Origin of the sequence: Mycolicibacterium canariasense (assembly GCF_002101555.1) — a bacterium.
GTDB lineage: Bacteria > Actinomycetota > Actinomycetes > Mycobacteriales > Mycobacteriaceae > Mycobacterium > Mycobacterium canariasense.
In genome coordinates this window covers 214,178-230,444 of sequence record NZ_LQOL01000052.1, presented here as the reverse complement: position 1 = coordinate 230,444, position 16,267 = coordinate 214,178, and the positions used below count along the sequence as shown (strand labels likewise).

14 protein-coding genes and 2 tRNA genes are annotated in these 16,267 nt (G+C 67.6%); 6 read left to right on the top strand and 10 right to left on the bottom strand.

What is annotated here, in order from left to right; genetic code table 11:
- Window positions 1–20 precede the first annotated feature (20 nt).
- Both AWB94_RS17075 and AWB94_RS17070 read right to left on the bottom strand, forming a co-directional pair.
- Window positions 21–1,127, bottom strand: a complete 1,107-nt coding sequence (locus AWB94_RS17075) for a cystathionine gamma-lyase (RefSeq protein WP_062656342.1) — start codon at window positions 1,125–1,127, stop codon at window positions 21–23.
- A gap of 7 nt (window positions 1,128–1,134) precedes the next feature.
- Window positions 1,135–2,133: an NAD(P)H-dependent glycerol-3-phosphate dehydrogenase gene (locus tag AWB94_RS17070; protein ID WP_084395100.1), complete on the bottom strand. Its 999-nt coding sequence runs from the start codon at window positions 2,131–2,133 to the stop codon at window positions 1,135–1,137.
- Between the two features lie 43 nt (window positions 2,134–2,176).
- Here AWB94_RS17070 and cofC point away from each other — a divergent pair, with 43 nt between their 5' ends.
- Genes cofC through mutT1 form a run of 3 tightly spaced genes read left to right on the top strand, consistent with a single transcriptional unit; the run spans window position 2,177 to window position 6,034 of the window.
- Window positions 2,177–2,857 carry a 2-phospho-L-lactate guanylyltransferase gene (gene cofC, locus AWB94_RS17065; protein ID WP_234811764.1) on the top strand — a complete coding sequence of 227 codons (681 nt, stop codon included), beginning with the start codon at window positions 2,177–2,179 and terminating at the stop codon, window positions 2,855–2,857.
- A 33-nt stretch (window positions 2,858–2,890) separates the two neighbouring features.
- Window positions 2,891–5,053 (top strand): RNA degradosome polyphosphate kinase, encoded by a 2,163-nt coding sequence (locus tag AWB94_RS17060; RefSeq protein WP_062656339.1) that lies wholly within the window; start codon window positions 2,891–2,893, stop codon window positions 5,051–5,053.
- 42 nt (window positions 5,054–5,095) lie between these two features.
- On the top strand, window positions 5,096–6,034 hold the full coding sequence (mutT1, locus tag AWB94_RS17055; protein ID WP_234811763.1) for an 8-oxo-(d)GTP phosphatase MutT1: 939 nt from the start codon (window positions 5,096–5,098) through the stop codon (window positions 6,032–6,034).
- 78 nt (window positions 6,035–6,112) lie between these two features.
- Here mutT1 and AWB94_RS17050 read toward each other — a convergent pair whose 3' ends face one another.
- The 3 genes from AWB94_RS17050 to leuC all read right to left on the bottom strand — a co-directional run bounded on the left by AWB94_RS17050 (window position 6,113) and on the right by leuC (window position 8,987).
- Window positions 6,113–6,733, bottom strand: coding sequence for an HU family DNA-binding protein (locus AWB94_RS17050; RefSeq protein WP_085122460.1), 621 nt, complete (start codon window positions 6,731–6,733; stop codon window positions 6,113–6,115).
- 202 nt (window positions 6,734–6,935) lie between these two features.
- Window positions 6,936–7,529 carry a 3-isopropylmalate dehydratase small subunit gene (gene leuD, locus AWB94_RS17045; protein ID WP_062656336.1) on the bottom strand — a complete coding sequence of 198 codons (594 nt, stop codon included), beginning with the start codon at window positions 7,527–7,529 and terminating at the stop codon, window positions 6,936–6,938.
- Window positions 7,530–7,541: 12 nt separating this feature from the next.
- The gene (leuC, locus tag AWB94_RS17040; RefSeq protein ID WP_062656335.1) at window positions 7,542–8,987 is read right to left on the bottom strand and encodes a 3-isopropylmalate dehydratase large subunit; all 1,446 of its coding nucleotides are present in this window, start codon (window positions 8,985–8,987) and stop codon (window positions 7,542–7,544) included.
- Between the two features lie 77 nt (window positions 8,988–9,064).
- Here leuC and AWB94_RS17035 point away from each other — a divergent pair, with 77 nt between their 5' ends.
- From AWB94_RS17035 to AWB94_RS17025, 3 genes are all read left to right on the top strand, one after another.
- Window positions 9,065–9,766, top strand: a complete 702-nt coding sequence (locus tag AWB94_RS17035) for an IclR family transcriptional regulator (RefSeq protein ID WP_062656334.1) — start codon at window positions 9,065–9,067, stop codon at window positions 9,764–9,766.
- A 148-nt stretch (window positions 9,767–9,914) separates the two neighbouring features.
- Window positions 9,915–11,192, top strand: coding sequence for a DUF1800 domain-containing protein (locus AWB94_RS17030; RefSeq protein WP_062656333.1), 1,278 nt, complete (start codon window positions 9,915–9,917; stop codon window positions 11,190–11,192).
- A gap of 12 nt (window positions 11,193–11,204) precedes the next feature.
- Window positions 11,205–12,401, top strand: a complete 1,197-nt coding sequence (locus AWB94_RS17025; RefSeq protein ID WP_062656332.1) for a DUF1501 domain-containing protein — start codon at window positions 11,205–11,207, stop codon at window positions 12,399–12,401.
- Between the two features lie 53 nt (window positions 12,402–12,454).
- On the opposite strand, the gene AWB94_RS17020 is transcribed toward AWB94_RS17025, so the two are convergent.
- From AWB94_RS17020 to AWB94_RS17000, 5 genes are all read right to left on the bottom strand, one after another.
- Window positions 12,455–12,527: transfer RNA gene (locus AWB94_RS17020), tRNA-Glu, on the bottom strand.
- 70 nt (window positions 12,528–12,597) lie between these two features.
- Window positions 12,598–12,672 (bottom strand) — tRNA-Gln (locus tag AWB94_RS17015).
- A gap of 128 nt (window positions 12,673–12,800) precedes the next feature.
- On the bottom strand, window positions 12,801–14,252 hold the full coding sequence (gltX, locus tag AWB94_RS17010) for a glutamate--tRNA ligase (protein ID WP_062656331.1): 1,452 nt from the start codon (window positions 14,250–14,252) through the stop codon (window positions 12,801–12,803).
- A 3-nt stretch (window positions 14,253–14,255) separates the two neighbouring features.
- The gene (locus AWB94_RS17005; RefSeq protein WP_024450453.1) at window positions 14,256–15,038 is read right to left on the bottom strand and encodes a fumarylacetoacetate hydrolase family protein; all 783 of its coding nucleotides are present in this window, start codon (window positions 15,036–15,038) and stop codon (window positions 14,256–14,258) included.
- A 9-nt stretch (window positions 15,039–15,047) separates the two neighbouring features.
- A complete protein-coding gene (locus tag AWB94_RS17000; protein WP_062656603.1) occupies window positions 15,048–16,184 on the bottom strand; it encodes an alpha/beta hydrolase family protein in 1,137 nt (378 codons plus the stop codon).
- Window positions 16,185–16,267: the final 83 nt, after the last annotated feature.

Below are 16,267 nucleotides of genomic sequence, written 5' to 3'. Positions count from 1 at the left end.
TGACGGCGGGACGAGGAGTCTCAGGCCAGTGCACCCTCGATATCGGCGACGATGTCGTCGGTGTCCTCGATGCCCAGCGACAGCCGGGCAAACCCGTCGCCGACGGGGTCGCCCCACCGGGCCCGGCGGTCCACGCAGGTGTGCAGACCGCCGAAACTGGTCGCGGCAACCAGCAGGGAGCTGCGTTCCACCAAGGCGTGCACGGCGGCGGCGTCGGCCAACTCCACGGCCACCAGACCGCCGAAGCGTTTCATCTGCTCGGCCGCGACCGGATACGACGGATCCCCGGGCAGGCCGGGATAGCGCACCGACCGCACGGCCGGATGGTCGCGCAGCATCAGCGCCACCGCCGCGGCGTTGCGGCACTGCCGTTCGATCCGCAGCCCGGCGGTGCCCAGACTGCGCAGCACCAGCCACGCCTCGAAGGTGCCCAGGATCGGCCCGGCCAGCAGGCGGTCGCGCTCCACACGCGCCATCAGTTCCTCGTTGCAGCCTGCGACGTATCCCGCCAGCAGGTCGCTGTGACCGGAGAGTGCCTTGGTGGCGCTGGCGACCACCAGGTCCGCGCCCAGGGACAGCGGCTGCAGGGCCAGCGGGGTGGCTGCGGTGTTGTCCACCACCAGGGTGGTGCCCCTGGACCGGCAGATGGTGGCCAGCCGATGCAGGTCGACCACGTCCAGCGTCGGGTTGACGGGTGTCTCGGCCAGCACCACATCGGCCCGCGCCGCCGCCTCGCACATCTGCGCGGCCGTCGCTTCGATGACGGTAACTCCTTGCTGCGCAAGGTATTCCACGGCATATCTGCGAACCTGGTAGTAGCCGTCGGCCGGCACCACGAGCGTGGTCCGCGGCCGGGTCAGGACGCGCAGCACCGAGGTGATGGCCCCCATCCCCGAGCCGTAGGTCAGCGCGGCGGACGCACCCTCCAGCTCGGCCAGCGCCGACTCCAGTTGACGCCAGGTCGGATTCGACGCCCGACCGTAGGTGTCCAACTCCGCCGATTCGTCGGCCGCCAGATGATACGCCGACGCAGGCACCGGCGCCGGCGCCACGGGATCACCCGGAACGGCTTGCCCCCCAACAGCATTCACGCTGCGGGTGGAGTCTCCGTAACCGGTGCTGACCATGGTTTCCCTATTCCGGTTTGGTGCTGCGCCCCAGCAGCAGCATGACGGCTTCCTTGACCGACAACCCGCGGTGGCACACCTGGTGCACGGCGTCGGTCAGCGGCATCTCGACGTCGTAACTGGACGCGAGCGCCAGCACCGACTGACACGAGGTCACCCCTTCGGCGATGTGCCCCTCGGCGGCCTGCAGGGCCGACTCCATCGAGCCGCCCAAGCCGAGACGCTCCCCGAACGACCGGTTGCGCGACCGCGGCGAGGTGCAGGTCGCGACCAGATCCCCGACGCCGGCCAGCCCGGCCAGGGTGGCCCCTTTGGCCCCCAACGCGATTCCCAGCCGCATGATCTCGGCCAGACCGCGGGTGATGATGGCGGCCGAGGTGTTCTCGCCCAATCCGACGCCCGCGGCCATCCCACAGGCCAGCGCGATGACGTTCTTGCAGGCGCCGCCGATTTCGGCGCCCACCACGTCGGTATTGGTGTACGGCCGGAAGTACGGGGTGGAGAACGCCCGCTGCAGCGCCACCGCCCGGCCCGAATCGGTGCACGCGACCACGGTGGCCGCGGGTTGCTCGTCGGCCACCTCCTTGGCCAGGTTGGGCCCGGACACCACCGCCACCCGGGCCGGGTCGGCACCGGTGACCTGAACGATCACCTGACTCATCCGCATCAGGGTGTCCAGCTCGATACCCTTGGCCAGGCTCACCAGCGTGGCATCGGCACCGATCAGGTGCTTCCACTGTTCGAGATTGCCGCGCATGGTCTGCGACGGCACTCCGAGCAGCACGGTGCAGGCGCCGTCCAGCGCCTCGGCCGGATCGCTGGTCGCCCGGATACGCGCGGGCAGCACGGTGTCTTCCAGATAGAACGGGTTGCGGTGGGTCGCGTTGATCTCCTTGGCGAGCTCGGCCCGCCGCGTCCACAACGTGACACCGTTACCGGCATCGGCAAGCACCTTCGCCAGCGCCGTACCCCAGGCACCGGCACCCATCACCGCGGCTTCGACCACGCTTCACCCTAACGCGCCGCGGACTGCTGGCAGGATGGCAAGTGTGAGGCAGGGGCAGTCGGCGACGGGCGCACCCAGCGTGCTGCCACAGGTGGGCCTGGTGATCGCAGTCAAGCGGCTCAACGCCGCCAAGACCCGGCTCGCGCCGGTGCTGTCCGCGGCCACCCGCCAGCGTCTGGTGCTCGCCATGCTGAGCGACACCATCGCCGCCGCGGCCGCCGCCTCGGCGGTGAGTTCGATCACCGTCGTCACACCGGACCCCGCGGCGGCCGCCGCGGCGGTCGGCCTCGGCGCCAGGGCGCTGACCGACCCGACGCCCGACGGTCACCCCAACCCATTGAACAACGCCCTGAGGGAAGCCGAAAGATCCCATGACACAACGAATATCGTCGTGCTCCAGGGTGACCTGCCGGCGTTGCGGGCCGGCGAGCTCTCCGATGCCATCGTCACCGCCGCACGCCACCGACGCAGTTTCGTCGGCGACCGGCATGGCAGCGGCACCTCGGCGCTGTTCGCGTTCGACTCGCCGTTGGATCCCCTGTTCGGCACGGATTCCGCACGCCGCCACGCTGATTCGGGCGCCGTCGAACTCGCCGGCGACTGGCCCGGCTTACGCTGCGATATCGACACCCCTGACGATCTGGCGGCCGCACTGCGGCTCGGCGTCGGCCCCGCAACCAGCCGGGTGGTCGGCAATCTGACGTGCACGGGGTGCGACGGGTAGACCCGTCCCACCGCGATGCGCAATGATCGGTACATGACCGAAGCCGAGACGCGACCTGCCGATGCCGAGTGGACGTCACCCGAAAGCACTCCCGACGCGCCCCCGGCCGCGACCTCGGCGTCTCCGGTGGACGCGCTGCCCGAGGATCGCTACCTCAATCGCGAGCTGAGCTGGCTGGACTTCAACGCCCGCGTGCTGGCACTGGCCGCCGACCCGTCGCTGCCCTTGCTGGAACGCGCGAAATTCCTCGCCATCTTCTCCTCGAATCTCGATGAGTTCTATATGGTTCGGGTCGCCGGGCTGAAGCGCCGTGACGAGATGGGGTTGTCGGTGCGTTCGGCCGACGGCCTGTCCCCCCGCGAACAACTGCGACGGATCGGCGAGCGCACCCAGCAGTTGGCGAGCAGGCACGCCCAGGTCTTCCTGGAATCGGTGCGGCCGGCACTGGCCGAGCACGGCATCGTCATCGTCGCCTGGAACGATCTCGACGAGCGCGAGCGCGAGCGGCTGTCGACGTACTTCCACGAGCAGGTGTTCCCGGTGCTCACCCCGCTGGCGGTGGACCCGGCCCACCCGTTCCCTTTCGTCAGCGGTCTGAGCCTCAATCTCGCGATCACCGTCCGCCAGCCCGATGACGGCACCCAGCACTTCGCCCGAATCAAGGTGCCGGACAACGTCGACCGGTTCGTCGAACTGCCGGCCAGGCAATCCGAGGACGGCACGGCGGGACCGGTCCGGTTCCTCCCGCTGGAGACGCTCATCGCGGTGTTCCTGCCGGTGTTGTTCCCCGGCCTGGAGATCGTCGAGCAGCACGCCTTCCGGATCACCCGCAACGCCGACTTCGAGGTGGCCGAGGATCGCGACGAGGACCTGCTGCAGGCGCTGGAACGGGAGCTGGCGCGGCGCCGGTTCGGCTCACCGGTGCGCCTCGAGGTCGCCGGCGACATGACCGAGAACATGCTCGAGCTGTTGTTGCGCGAACTCGACGTGCATCCCGGTGATGTCATTCAAGTACCGGGTCTGCTCGACCTGTCGTCGCTCTGGCAGATCTACGGTGTGGACCGGCCCGACCTGAAGGACCGTCCGTTCGTGCCCGCCACCCCACCGGCTTTCGGCGAGCGCGAAACCCCGAAGAGTATCTTCTCGACGCTGCGCGACGGTGACGTGCTGGTGCACCACCCCTATGATTCGTTCTCCACCACCGTGCAGCGGTTCATCGAGCAGGCCGCCGCGGATCCGAACGTGCTGGCCATCAAGCAGACGCTGTACCGCACCTCCGGTGATTCGCCGATCGTCAATGCGCTGATCGATGCCGCCGAGGCCGGCAAGCAGGTGGTGGCGCTGGTGGAGATCAAGGCGCGCTTCGACGAGCAGGCCAACATCAAGTGGGCCAGGACGCTGGAACAGGCCGGTGTACACGTGGTGTACGGGCTGATCGGGCTGAAGACGCACTGCAAGACCGCACTCGTGGTGCGGCGCGAGGGATCGACGATACGACGGTATTGCCACATCGGCACCGGCAACTACAACCCGAAAACCGCCCGCCTGTATGAGGATGTCGGCCTGCTGACCGCCTCACCGGAGGTCGGCGCCGACCTCACGGACTTGTTCAACTCGCTCACCGGCTACTCCCGCAAGGAGTCCTACCGCAACCTGTTGGTCGCGCCGTACGGCGTGCGCCGAGGCATCGTGGAACGGATCGAGCGCGAGATCGCCGCGACCCGCGACGGCGCGGAGGGCCGAATCCGGCTGAAGGCCAACGCGCTCGTCGACGAACAGGTGATCGACGCGCTCTACCGCGCTTCCCAGGCAGGGGTGCGGGTGGAGGTGGTGGTACGCGGAATCTGTGCGCTGAAACCGGGGGTGGCCGGGTTCTCCGAGAACATCGTCGTCCGCTCCATCCTCGGCCGGTTCCTGGAGCACTCGCGAATTATTCACTTCAACGCCATCAACGAGTTCTGGATCGGCAGTGCCGACATGATGCATCGTAATCTCGACCGCCGGGTCGAGGTCATGGCTCAGGTGAAGGATTCTCGGCTGACAGCCCAGCTCGACGACATCTTCGAGTCCGCAATGGATCCGGCCACCCGATGCTGGGAGCTGCGGGCCGACGGTCACTGGACAGCTTTGCCACTCGAGGGCCAGACGGTACGCGATCACCAGGTGTCGATGATGGAACGCCATCGGCATCCGTGACGGCTTCACACGCCGCCGCCACACGACCGCATAGGAGTTGATGTGCCGAACACGGTGACCCGCCCCAGGACGATCCACGCGGCGGGCGCGGTGCTGTGGCGGGAGAACGGTTCCGGCGCGAACGGCGACAGCCCGGTGGAGGTCGCCGTCGTGCACCGTCCCCGGTATGACGATTGGTCGCTGCCCAAGGGCAAGGTGGACCCTGGCGAGACCGAACCGGTCACCGCGGTACGCGAAATTCTCGAGGAGACCGGGTACGCCTGTCAGCTGGGCCGCCGCCTCCCGGCGGTCAGCTATCCCGTCGACGCCGACATCAAGAAGGTGCGGTACTGGGCGGCGCGCACCATCGACGGCGAGTTCATCCCCAATGTCGAGGTGGACCAACTGCTCTGGCTACCGCCCGCGCAGGCGCTGGATCACCTGCAATACCCGCACGACCGGAAGGTGCTGCGACGCTTCACCAAAGCACCGGCGCATACCAGCACTGTGCTCATCGTCCGGCACGGACTGGCCGGCAGGCGGTCCCGGTACAAGGGCGACGACCGGAAACGCCCGCTGGACAAGCGGGGTCGGGCACAGGCCGAATCACTTGTCGGGCAGTTGCTCGCGTTCGGTGCCGACCGGCTGTACGCGGCGCCCCGGACGCGCTGTCAACAGACGTTGGAGCCGCTGGCCGAGGAACTCGGCGTGCCGATCGTCGAAGAGCCGGCACTGACCGAGGAGGCCTACACCGACCACCGCGGCCGTGGCCGTTCCCGTGTGCTCGAGATCGCGAGCGAATCGGTCCATGCCGAGGGCACACCGGTGATCTGCACGCAGGGCAAGGTCATTCCGGATCTCATCGCGTGGTGGTGTGAACGCGATGGGGTGAAGCCGGACAAGTCGCGCAACCGCAAGGGCAGCACCTGGGTGCTCTCGCTGGCGGGCGAGCGTCTGGTGGCTGCCGATCACATCGGCAGCCCGCTGGCCATCGAGGATTGAATCCAGAGGACCGAGCGCACGCGAATACGCCGTGGATCTTGGTGATCCACGGCGTATTCGTGTCGTTATCGGGGTGTTCTACTTGCGGCCGCGCTTGACGGGCGCTGCCTTCTTGGCCGGAGCCTTCTTGGCGGGAGCCTTGGTGGCGGCCTTCTTGGCCGGAGCCTTGGTGGCCGGAGCCTTCTTCGCCGGGGCCTTCTTCGCCGGTGCAGCCTTGGTGGCAGCGGCCTTCTTGGCCGGAGCCTTCGCGGCGACCTTCTTGGCAGGAGCCTTGGCGACAACCTTCTTGGCCGGAGCCTTGGTGGCCGGAGCCTTCTTCGCCGGGGCCTTCTTGGCCGGGGCGGCCTTCTTGGCGGCGGTGCGCTTTGCCGGGGCGGCGGCCACACCACGCTTCACGGCCGGACCATCGGCCGGGAGCTTTTGTGCGCCAGAAACAACCGCCTTGAACTGAGCACCGGGACGGAACGCCGGCACCGAGGTCGGCTTCACCTTGACGGTCTCACCGGTGCGCGGGTTGCGCGCAACGCGAGCGGCGCGGCGACGCTGCTCGAAGACACCGAAGCCGGTGATGGTGACGCTCTCGCCCTTGTGCACAGCCCGCACAATCGTGTCGACGATGTTCTCAACCGCCGCAGTAGCCTGTCGACGATCGGTGTCCAACTTGGCTGTGAGTGCGTCGATGAGCTCTGCTTTGTTCATCCAAACCCTCCGAAGTCAGTGGTCCACTTTGGACCGACTAGAGGACACGGTAAACCCTTATGCAGCAGATTTCCAAGAGCCACGCGCAGTTTCAGGCATAGCTGAGAGACTTTTTTGGATTCGGTTGCCCCACTTGGGCGGTGGTACGACCGTCCGAGAATGTGGTTGCCGGGCGGGATTTGGCTCCCCGGAGGGCCCGAAATCAGGCCGGCAAAGTGGTCGGCTTGAAGCTCGGACGGCGCCGCTCGAAAGCCGCGATTTCGTCCTGTTTCCGCAGCGTAAGGCCTATATCATCGAGTCCTTCGAGCAGCCGCCAGGCGGTGTAGTCGTCAATCTTGAACGGCACCATGACCGTTCCAGCGGTGATATTCCGATCTTGAAGATTCACAGTGATTTCCAGACCCGGATTCTGCTCGATCAACTTCCACAGCAGTTCCACATCGTCATGTGTGACTTCCGCCGCCAACAGGCCCGCCTTGCCCGCATTGCCGCGGAAGATATCGCCGAATCGGGGCGAGATGACGACCCGGAAGCCGAAATCCATCAGGGCCCACACGGCGTGTTCGCGGGAGGATCCGGTGCCGAAATCCGGGCCGGCGACCAATACCGACCCTTTGTCGAAGGGCGCCAAATTGAGAATGAAGGCCGGATCGGTCCGCCAGGCGGCGAACAATCCGTCCTCGAAACCGGTTCGGGTGACCCGCTTCAAGTACACCGCCGGGATGATCTGATCGGTGTCGACATTGGACCGCCGCAGCGGGACGCCGATTCCGGTGTGAGTGGTGAAAGCTTGCATCAGAGTCTCCTTCTAGCGGGTCGGTGCGGGGGCCAGATCGGCGGGCGAGGACAGCGTGCCGCGCACCGCGGTGGCGGCGGCGACGGCCGGCGACACCAGATGGGTGCGCCCGCCCTTGCCCTGGCGTCCTTCGAAGTTCCGGTTGGAGGTGGAGGCGCAGCGCTCGCCGGGTGCCAGCTGATCCGGGTTCATCCCCAGACACATCGAGCAACCGGCCTGCCGCCACTCCGCCCCCGCGGCGGTGAAGATCTCCCCCAGGCCTTCGGATTCGGCCTGCGCGCGCACCCGCATCGAACCGGGGACGACGAGCATCCGGACGCCGTCGGCGATCTTGCGGCCGTCGAGGATTTCGGCCACCACGCGCAGATCCTCGATACGCCCGTTGGTGCACGACCCGACGAACACCGCGTCCACGGCGATATCCCGCATCGGGATACCCGCGCGAAGGCCCATATATGCCAATGCCTTTTCCGCGGCCTGGCGCTCGTCGTCGCCGGCCATCAGCTCCGGGTCGGGCACGTTCGCCGACAGCGGCACGCCCTGCCCGGGGTTGGTGCCCCAGGTGACGAACGGGCTCAGCGTAGCGGCGTCGATGTACACCTCGGTGTCGAATTCGGCGCCCTCGTCGGTGCGTAACCGGCTCCAGGCCGCCACCGCAGCATCCCAGTCGGCGCCCGTCGGCGCGTGCGGCCGGCCCTTGAGGAATTCATAGGTGGTCTCGTCGGGGGCCACCATCCCCGCCCGGGCGCCGGCCTCGATACTCATGTTGCAGATCGTCATGCGGCCCTCCATCGACAGCGATTCGATGGCACTGCCCCGGTATTCGATGACGTGCCCCTGCCCGCCACCGGTGCCGATCTTGGCGATGACCGCCAGGATGATGTCCTTGGCGCTCACACCGGGGGGCAGCACACCGTCGACATTGACCGCCATGGTCTTGAACGGCTTGAGCGAAAGCGTCTGGGTGGCCAGCACATGTTCGACCTCGGAGGTGCCGATACCCATGGCGATAGCCCCGAATGCGCCGTGGGTGGAGGTGTGGCTGTCCCCGCACACCACCGTCATGCCCGGCTGGGTCAGACCCAGCTGCGGACCGATGATGTGCACGATGCCTTGCTCGGCATCGCCCATCGGGTGCAAGCGGATACCGAATTCCTTGCAGTTGCGTCGCAGCGTTTCCACCTGAGTGCGCGATACCGGGTCGGCGATCGGCTTGTCGATATCGACGGTCGGCACGTTGTGGTCCTCGGTGGCGATCGTCAGATCGGGCCGGCGCACCGGCCGGCCGGCCATCCGCAAACCGTCGAACGCCTGCGGGCTGGTCACCTCGTGCACCAGATGCAGATCGATATAGATGAGGTCGGGTTCCTTGGCGGCGTCGGCACCCCCGCCACGCGTCACAACGTGGTCGTCCCACACCTTTTCGGCCAGGGTCTTCGGCTTCTGGACTTGCTCCATGACTGTCTCGATTCGTGTCGGGGCGTCCGAACGTGACGGGCTGGCAATCTCACGATACGGAACGCTAGTATCTCCCTATGAGACAGGATAGCGGCATCGGCGTCCTCGACAAAGCCGTGGGTGTGTTGCACACGGTGGCCGAATCGCCCTGCGGTCTGGCGGAACTGTGTGAGCGGACCGGACTTCCCCGAGCCACCGCCCACCGGCTCGCCGCCGGCCTGGAAGTGCATCGGCTGCTCGCCCGCGACCCGGAGGGTCGCTGGCGACTGGGCCCCGCGCTGACCGAACTCGCCGGCCACGTCAACGATCCCCTCGTGGCCGCCGGTGCGGCGATCCTGCCGCGGCTGCGCGAAATCACCGGCGAGAGCGTGCAGCTGTACCGGCGAGAGGGCACCGCGCGGGTCTGCGTCGCCGCGCTGGAGCCGCCCGCCGGACTGCGCGACACCGTTCCGGTCGGCACCCGGTTGCCGATGACGGCCGGATCCGGAGCCAAAGTCCTCCTGGCATTCAGCGATGTGGCCACGCAGCAGGCGGTGCTGCCGTCCGCGAAATTCACCGAACGCACGCTGGCCGAGGTACGCAAACGCGGATGGGCGCAAAGCGCCGCCGAACGCGAACCCGGGGTGGCCAGTGTGTCGGCACCGGTGCGCGACGCCCGCGGCACGGTGATCGCCGCGGTGTCGGTGTCCGGACCCATCGACCGGATGGGGCGTCGGCCCGGAGCCCGTTGGGCTGCCGATCTGCTCGCCGCGTCGGAGGCGTTGACCCGCAGACTGTGAGCCGCGACCGCGCAGATGCGGCCAGATCTGCGACAGGGCGTAGCAAGCACAGCGAATGGCTCTATCCTTCGATGTGAAGTGGCCAACACGTTGGCCCGGAGGAGGAACCACGGCGACGCAGTCCCCCCAATGGCTCGCCACCGCCCGGATGTTGCGGAGGGCGGGCTTCGGCACGTCCGGCCGCCAGGTGGACGACGTGGTGAGCCAGGACTGGTCGGTGTACCTGGACAAGGCGCTGAACGGGAATCCGGACACCGACCCGGGAGCGATCGCCACGCCGATGCCGGCCCCCGTCACGCCACCACTGCCTCCGGACGATGCCAACCAGCAGGTCCGCACCCAGTTCATCAGCGGCTTGTACGGGCAGATGCAGGAACTCTCGGCCTGGTGGTTGCGTCGGATGGCCGCCGTGCAGCAGCCCATCCACGAGAAATTGACGTTGGTGTGGCACAACCACTTCGCCACGTCAGCGGAGAAGGTGGTGGCGGCCGAGCTGATGGCCGCCCAGAATCAGAAATTGCGCACCCTGGCCCTCGGGGACTTCGGGGTACTCGCGTACGCGATGCTGACCGACGCCGCGATGGCGCAGTGGCTCGACGCCGTGCGCAACACCAAGGCGGCCCCCAACGAGAACCTCTCCCGGGAATTCATGGAGCTGTTCACGTTGGGGCACAACAACGGTTACACCGAAACCGATGTCCGCGAAGGCGCCAGGGCACTGACCGGACGGTACGTGGCACCGGGCGCGAGAACGATCGTCGCGCCGGAGAATCACGACACCTCACCCAAGACGGTGCTCGGTGTCACCGGTAACCACGACGACAAGGCGTTCTGCGATATCGTGCTCGGCCAGCCCGGCTCGGCGGGTTTCGTCGCCGGAAAGTTGTGGCGACTGCTGGCCTCGGACTCTCCCGCCGCGCCGGACACCCTCGCCCGGCTGGTCGCCGCGTACGGACGGGACCGGAATCTGAAGGCACTGACCAAAGCCATCTTCCTGGACCCGGCGTTCACCGCCGGCGCGGGCAGCATGGTCAACCCGCCGGTCGAATGGTTGATGGGTGTCATCCGCACACTCGCGGTCCCGCTGGACGGGCCGGACACCATCGCCGGTTGCAGTGCGGTACTGACCGTGATGGGACAACGGCCGTTCTATCCCTACGATGTCGGCGGCTGGCCCCGCGGCCAGGCCTGGTTGTCCACCACCAGTACCGCCGCGCGAGTATGGGCGGCCAACAAATTCGTCCCCATGGGCGACATCTCGGTCGTGCAGGACGCCGGCGCGACCGACCGTGTCGATGCCGCCGGGTACCTCCTCGGGATCGGTGCGTGGTCGGACAGCACGGCCGCCGCCCTCACACCGCTGGCCGGTAATCCCGTCCGGCTGGTCATCGCCGCGGTCAACACACCCGAATACCTGACGTCCTAGCGAGATACGCCGATGCCCCAGATGAACCGACGCAATTTCCTGATCGCCAGTGTGGGGGCTGCGGGTCTGCTCTCGGGCGCGGCCGTCACGCTTCCCCAACTGCTGCACCACGGGCAGCAGCGCCCACTGGCCAGCGATGCGGGCATCCTGGTGATCCTCACCCTCTACGGCGGCAACGACGGCATCAACACCGTGATCCCGGTCACCGACAACGCCTATCACGATGCGCGCCGCGATCTGGCATTCGCACCGCACGAGGTTCTCGACCTCGACGGCCGGCTCGGGCTGAACCCGGCGCTGACCGGGCTCAAGGACATCTGGGCGGACAATCAGCTGGCGATCGTCCGCGGCGTGGGCTACCCGAAACAGGACCGCAGCCACTTCCGTTCGATGGACATCTGGCAGACGGCCTCACCGGCCGCACCCGCGTCATCGGGCTGGATCGGGCGCTGGCTGGACAGCAGTGGCGACGATCCGCTGCGCGCGGTCAACGTGGGATCGGTGCTGCCGCCGCTGGCCGTCGGTGAGAAGCACGTCGCCGCAGGTCTTTCCGTGAGCATCCCGCAGATACCCGACGACGTGGCCGACACCCTGGATGCGCTCAGCTCACCCGATCCCCGGGATTCGCCGGCCATGGCCGCGGTCCGCAGCAACTACAAGGCCTACAAGACAACCGATTCGGCATTCAGCGCGTTCACCGACAAGCCGCTGCCCGATCCGACCGTCACCGCGGGCCGGCAGCTGGCCGAGGACCTGGACCTGGTGGCCCAGTGCGTGAAGGCCGGTGTCCCGACCCGGGTGTACATGGTGACCCTCGGCGGCTTCGACACCCACGCCGACGAGCGTGGCGAGCACCAGCGGCTACTCACGGCTCTCGACGATGCGCTGGCGCCGTTCCTCCGGCAGATGGGACGCACCGCACACGGCCGCAACGTCGTGGTGATGGTGTACTCCGAGTTCGGCCGGCGGGTGGGCGCCAATGCGTCCCAGGGCACCGACCACGGCACCTCGGGCCCGGTGTTCATCGCCGGCCCGCGGGTCAAGGGCGGCTTCTACGGCGACGAGCCCAGCCTCACCGACCTCGACGACGGCGACCTGAAGACGACGACCGATTTTCGTGACATCTATTACGAGCTACTGAGCGGGACACTGAGTTCGGATCCCGAGCCGTCGGTCGGGGCGGGCCGCAAGCCCATCGGATTCCTCTGATGCGCGATACGACGAAAGTCCCGGGACTTCGCAGTCCCGGGACTTTCCCGTTGTACCCCCGATGGGATTCGAACCCACGCTACCGCCGTGAGAGGGCGGCGTCCTAGGCCGCTAGACGACGGGGGCTAGAACGTGATCCGGAGGGAAAGCATAGCTGACGAGCTGGTGCTGACCTAATCGCCGGACCGTACTGCATTGGCTGGGGTACCAGGACTCGAACCTAGAATGGCTGAACCAGAATCAGCTGTGTTGCCAATTACACCATACCCCAAGGGCTGCCCATCACCGCAGGTCACAGGCATTTTCGGGCCGAATCACGTGGTGGGGGTCCGCCCACCCTCGCTTTCCGGGCCGACGAGCAGACTACCAAAGATTTCGGAGTGCTTTTCACACGGGCCGTCATACCCCGGCCCGCACCGCTCGCAACCTGGCCAGACTGCGCTCGGCGCCCAGCAGTTCCATCGACTCGTACAGCGGCGGGCTCACCGTCGCGCCGGTGACCGCGACGCGGATCGGGCCGAAGGCCTTCCTCGGCTTGAGCTCAAGCCCGTCCAGCAGGGCCGCCTTGAGGGCGGTCTCGATGGCCGGGGCGGTCCACTCGGCCAGCCCCTCCAGGGCCGCCAAGGCGGCGTCCAGGACGGGCGCGGAGTCCGGACCGAGTTCCTTGGCCGCCGCCTTGTCTTCGAGCACATAGGCGTCGTCGTTGAAGAACTTCAGCAGCTCCCAGGCGTCGCCGAGCACCACGATGCGGGTCTGGATCAGCGCCGCCGCCTCCGCGAACGCCGCGTCGTCCAGCGTGGTGTCGTGCCCGTGCGCACCCAGGTACGCGTCCAGCCGGGCGGTGAAGTCCTGGGGCGTCAGTTGACGGATGTGTTCGGCGTTGATGGCATCGGCCTTCTTCTGGTCGAATCGCGCCGGGTTGGAGTTGACGTCAGCCACGTCGAAGGCGGCCACCATCTCGTCGAGACTGAACACATCGTGGTCGTCGGCGATACCCCAGCCGAGCAGCGCCAGATAGTTGAGCAGCCCCTCCGGGATGAATCCGCGATCGCGGTGCAGGAACAGGTTCGACTGCGGGTCGCGCTTGGACAGCTTCTTGTTGCCGTCACCGAGAACGCTTGGCAGGTGGCCGAATTCAGGCACCCATTCGGCGATCCCGATCCGGATCAGGGCATGGTAGAGCGCGATCTGGCGCGGAGTGGACGGCATGATGTCCTCACCCCGCAACACATGGGTGATCCTCATCAGCGCGTCGTCGACCGGATTGACCAAGGTGTACAGCGGATCTCCATTGGCCCGGGTGATCGCGAAGTCGGGCACCGAGCCGGCCGGGAAGCTCACCGGCCCGCGGACCAGGTCGTTCCAGGACAGGTCCGCATCGGGCATCCGCAACCGCAGCACGGGTTTACGTCCCTGCGCCGCGAACGCCGCGCGCTGCTCGTCGGTCAGGTCGCGGTCGAAGTTGTCGTAGCCCAGTTTCGGATTGCGGCCCGCCGCGATGTGCCGGGCCTCCACCTCTTCCGGTGTGGAGTACGCCTCGTACACCTCGCCGGCGGCCAGCAGTTGGGCGATCACGTCGCGGTAGATGTCGGCGCGCTGCGATTGGCGGTAGGGCGCGTGCGGCCCACCCACCTCGACGCCCTCGTCCCAGTTCAGCCCGAGCCAGCGCAGCGCGTCCAGGATCGCGTCGTAGCTCTCCTGGCTGTCGCGGGCGGCGTCGGTGTCCTCGATGCGGAACACGAAGGTGCCGCCCGTGTGCCGGGCGTAGGCCCAGTTGAACAGCGCGGTGCGGACCAGACCGACGTGCGGGGTGCCGGTCGGCGACGGACAGAAACGTACGCGCACAGCCATCGTCTATTTTCCTTTACGCACAACGGGATTGGTGAGGGTGCCGATACCCTCGACGGTGATGCTCACGGTGTCGCCGTCCTCGATGGGGCCGACGCCTTCGGGGGTTCCGGTGAGGATCAGGTCGCCGGGCAGCAGTGTCATCACCGCCGACACCCATTCCACGATCGCCCCGACGTCGTGCAGCAACAGCGCGGTATTGCTGTCCTGACGCACCTGCCCGTTGACCTCGGTGCGCAGGTCCAGCCCGGACGGGTCCACGGCCGTCTCGATCCACGGGCCGACCGGACAGAAGGTGTCGTGCCCCTTGGCCCGCATCCACTGGCCGTCCTTCTTCTGCTGATCGCGCGCCGAGACATCGTTGGCAATGGTGTAGCCGAGGATGTAGTCGGCGGCCTTGGCCGCGGGCACGTCCTTGCACGGCCGTTCGATGACGGCCACCAGTTCACCCTCGTGGTGGACGGGGTGCGCGTCGGCGGGCAGCTGGATGGGCACATTGGGGCCGATGATGGCGGTGTTGGGCTTGAGGAAGATCACCGGATCCTCGGGCGGTTCCCCACCCATCTCTCGGGCATGCGCGGCGTAATTCTTGCCCATGCAGACCACCTTGCTGGCCAGGATCGGCGCGAGCAGCCGCACATCGGCCAGCGGCCAGCTGCGGCCGGTGAAGGTGGGGTTGCGCGACAGATACTGCTCGGCGATCTCGCGGCACACCGCATCGGAGTTCGGGTCGCCTTCGATGACTACGAAGGCGACGCCGTCGGGACTGGCGATTCGACCAAGACGCATTGGTCCAGCCTAATGAGCGAACTGCGCCGCCAGAAAAGGGGTGGAGTCCGTCATCGACGCCAGGACCGTCCCCGAGTGGTCCTCGTCCGGGTAGACCTTCAGGGTCACGTCCTGACCGCTGGCCCGCAGCCCTTCGTCGAGCGCGATGGACAGCGTCGGCGGCACGTCGCGGTCACGCAGTCCCACCCCGAGAAAGATCGGCCGGTCGTACCCGTCGGTGGGCGTGCCCAGGTAGGCGTCCAGCGCGTCGGCGAGCCCGGGCAGCGATGCCAGTGGCGCCCGGAAGAAGCCGCTCGGCGTCATACCGGCCAGCGCCTTGTCCAACGCCGGCTTGCACAGCGTCTCGGCTTGGTGCACGGCGGTACGCCCGGAAGGGGTCAGCACGTCGTCGATGCCGAGATCGGGCCTCGCGTCCCGCAGCCCGGCCAGGATGTAGGCCGCGTAGCTGTTGGCGGCCGGGCCCACGGTCGGGGGCAGCGTCATATCGGGCCCGGCCTGTTCGACGATGGATTCCACGTTGAACGGGGTGCCGGTGGCCACCACCCCTCGGTAGTCCAGGCCGGTTCCGCGGCTGAATTCGGTGGCCCAGCGAGCGCTGTTGACGGCCGCGCTGCCGCCCTGTGATTGACCGACCAGCGCCCACTTGGGCGACAGGGGCAGATCGAGCTGATGCGCGGCGATCACCGACTCGACGACGCTGTGCGCGGTCGAGACGCTGTTGAGATAGCTCATCAGCCCGGGTGTGCCCAGCCCGGCGTAGTCGGAGCCCACCACCGCGTACCCCTGGTGCAGCCAGTGCGACAGGTACTCGCTGTCGCGCGCGCTGCGCGGCAGCGCGGACGGCGTGCAGTCATCGCCGAGGCCGACGGTGCCATGCGCCCAGGCAATCACCGGCCAGCCGCCCTCGGGTGCCGGGCCGGCCGGCACGAATACCGCGGCCGTGCTGACCGCCGGTGAATCATGTTGATCCACTGTGGAATACAGGATCCGGTAGGCGTGCGCCGCGGCGGGAACGCTGAGGGCGGGGTTCAGCGTCTCCGACGCGATCAGCTTGCCGGGCGCCGGGATCGGGGCGTTGAAGTGGCGGGCATCCAGACCGGACCACTCGGGTGGGGCCGCCGCCGCGATCGGTGCTGCGGCCACCATCCCGAGCGCCAGCACGAGTCCGGCCAGTCTGCGCAGGTTCACCGACCCAGGTTATGACAGTTCCCACGTCTCTCATATTCTGA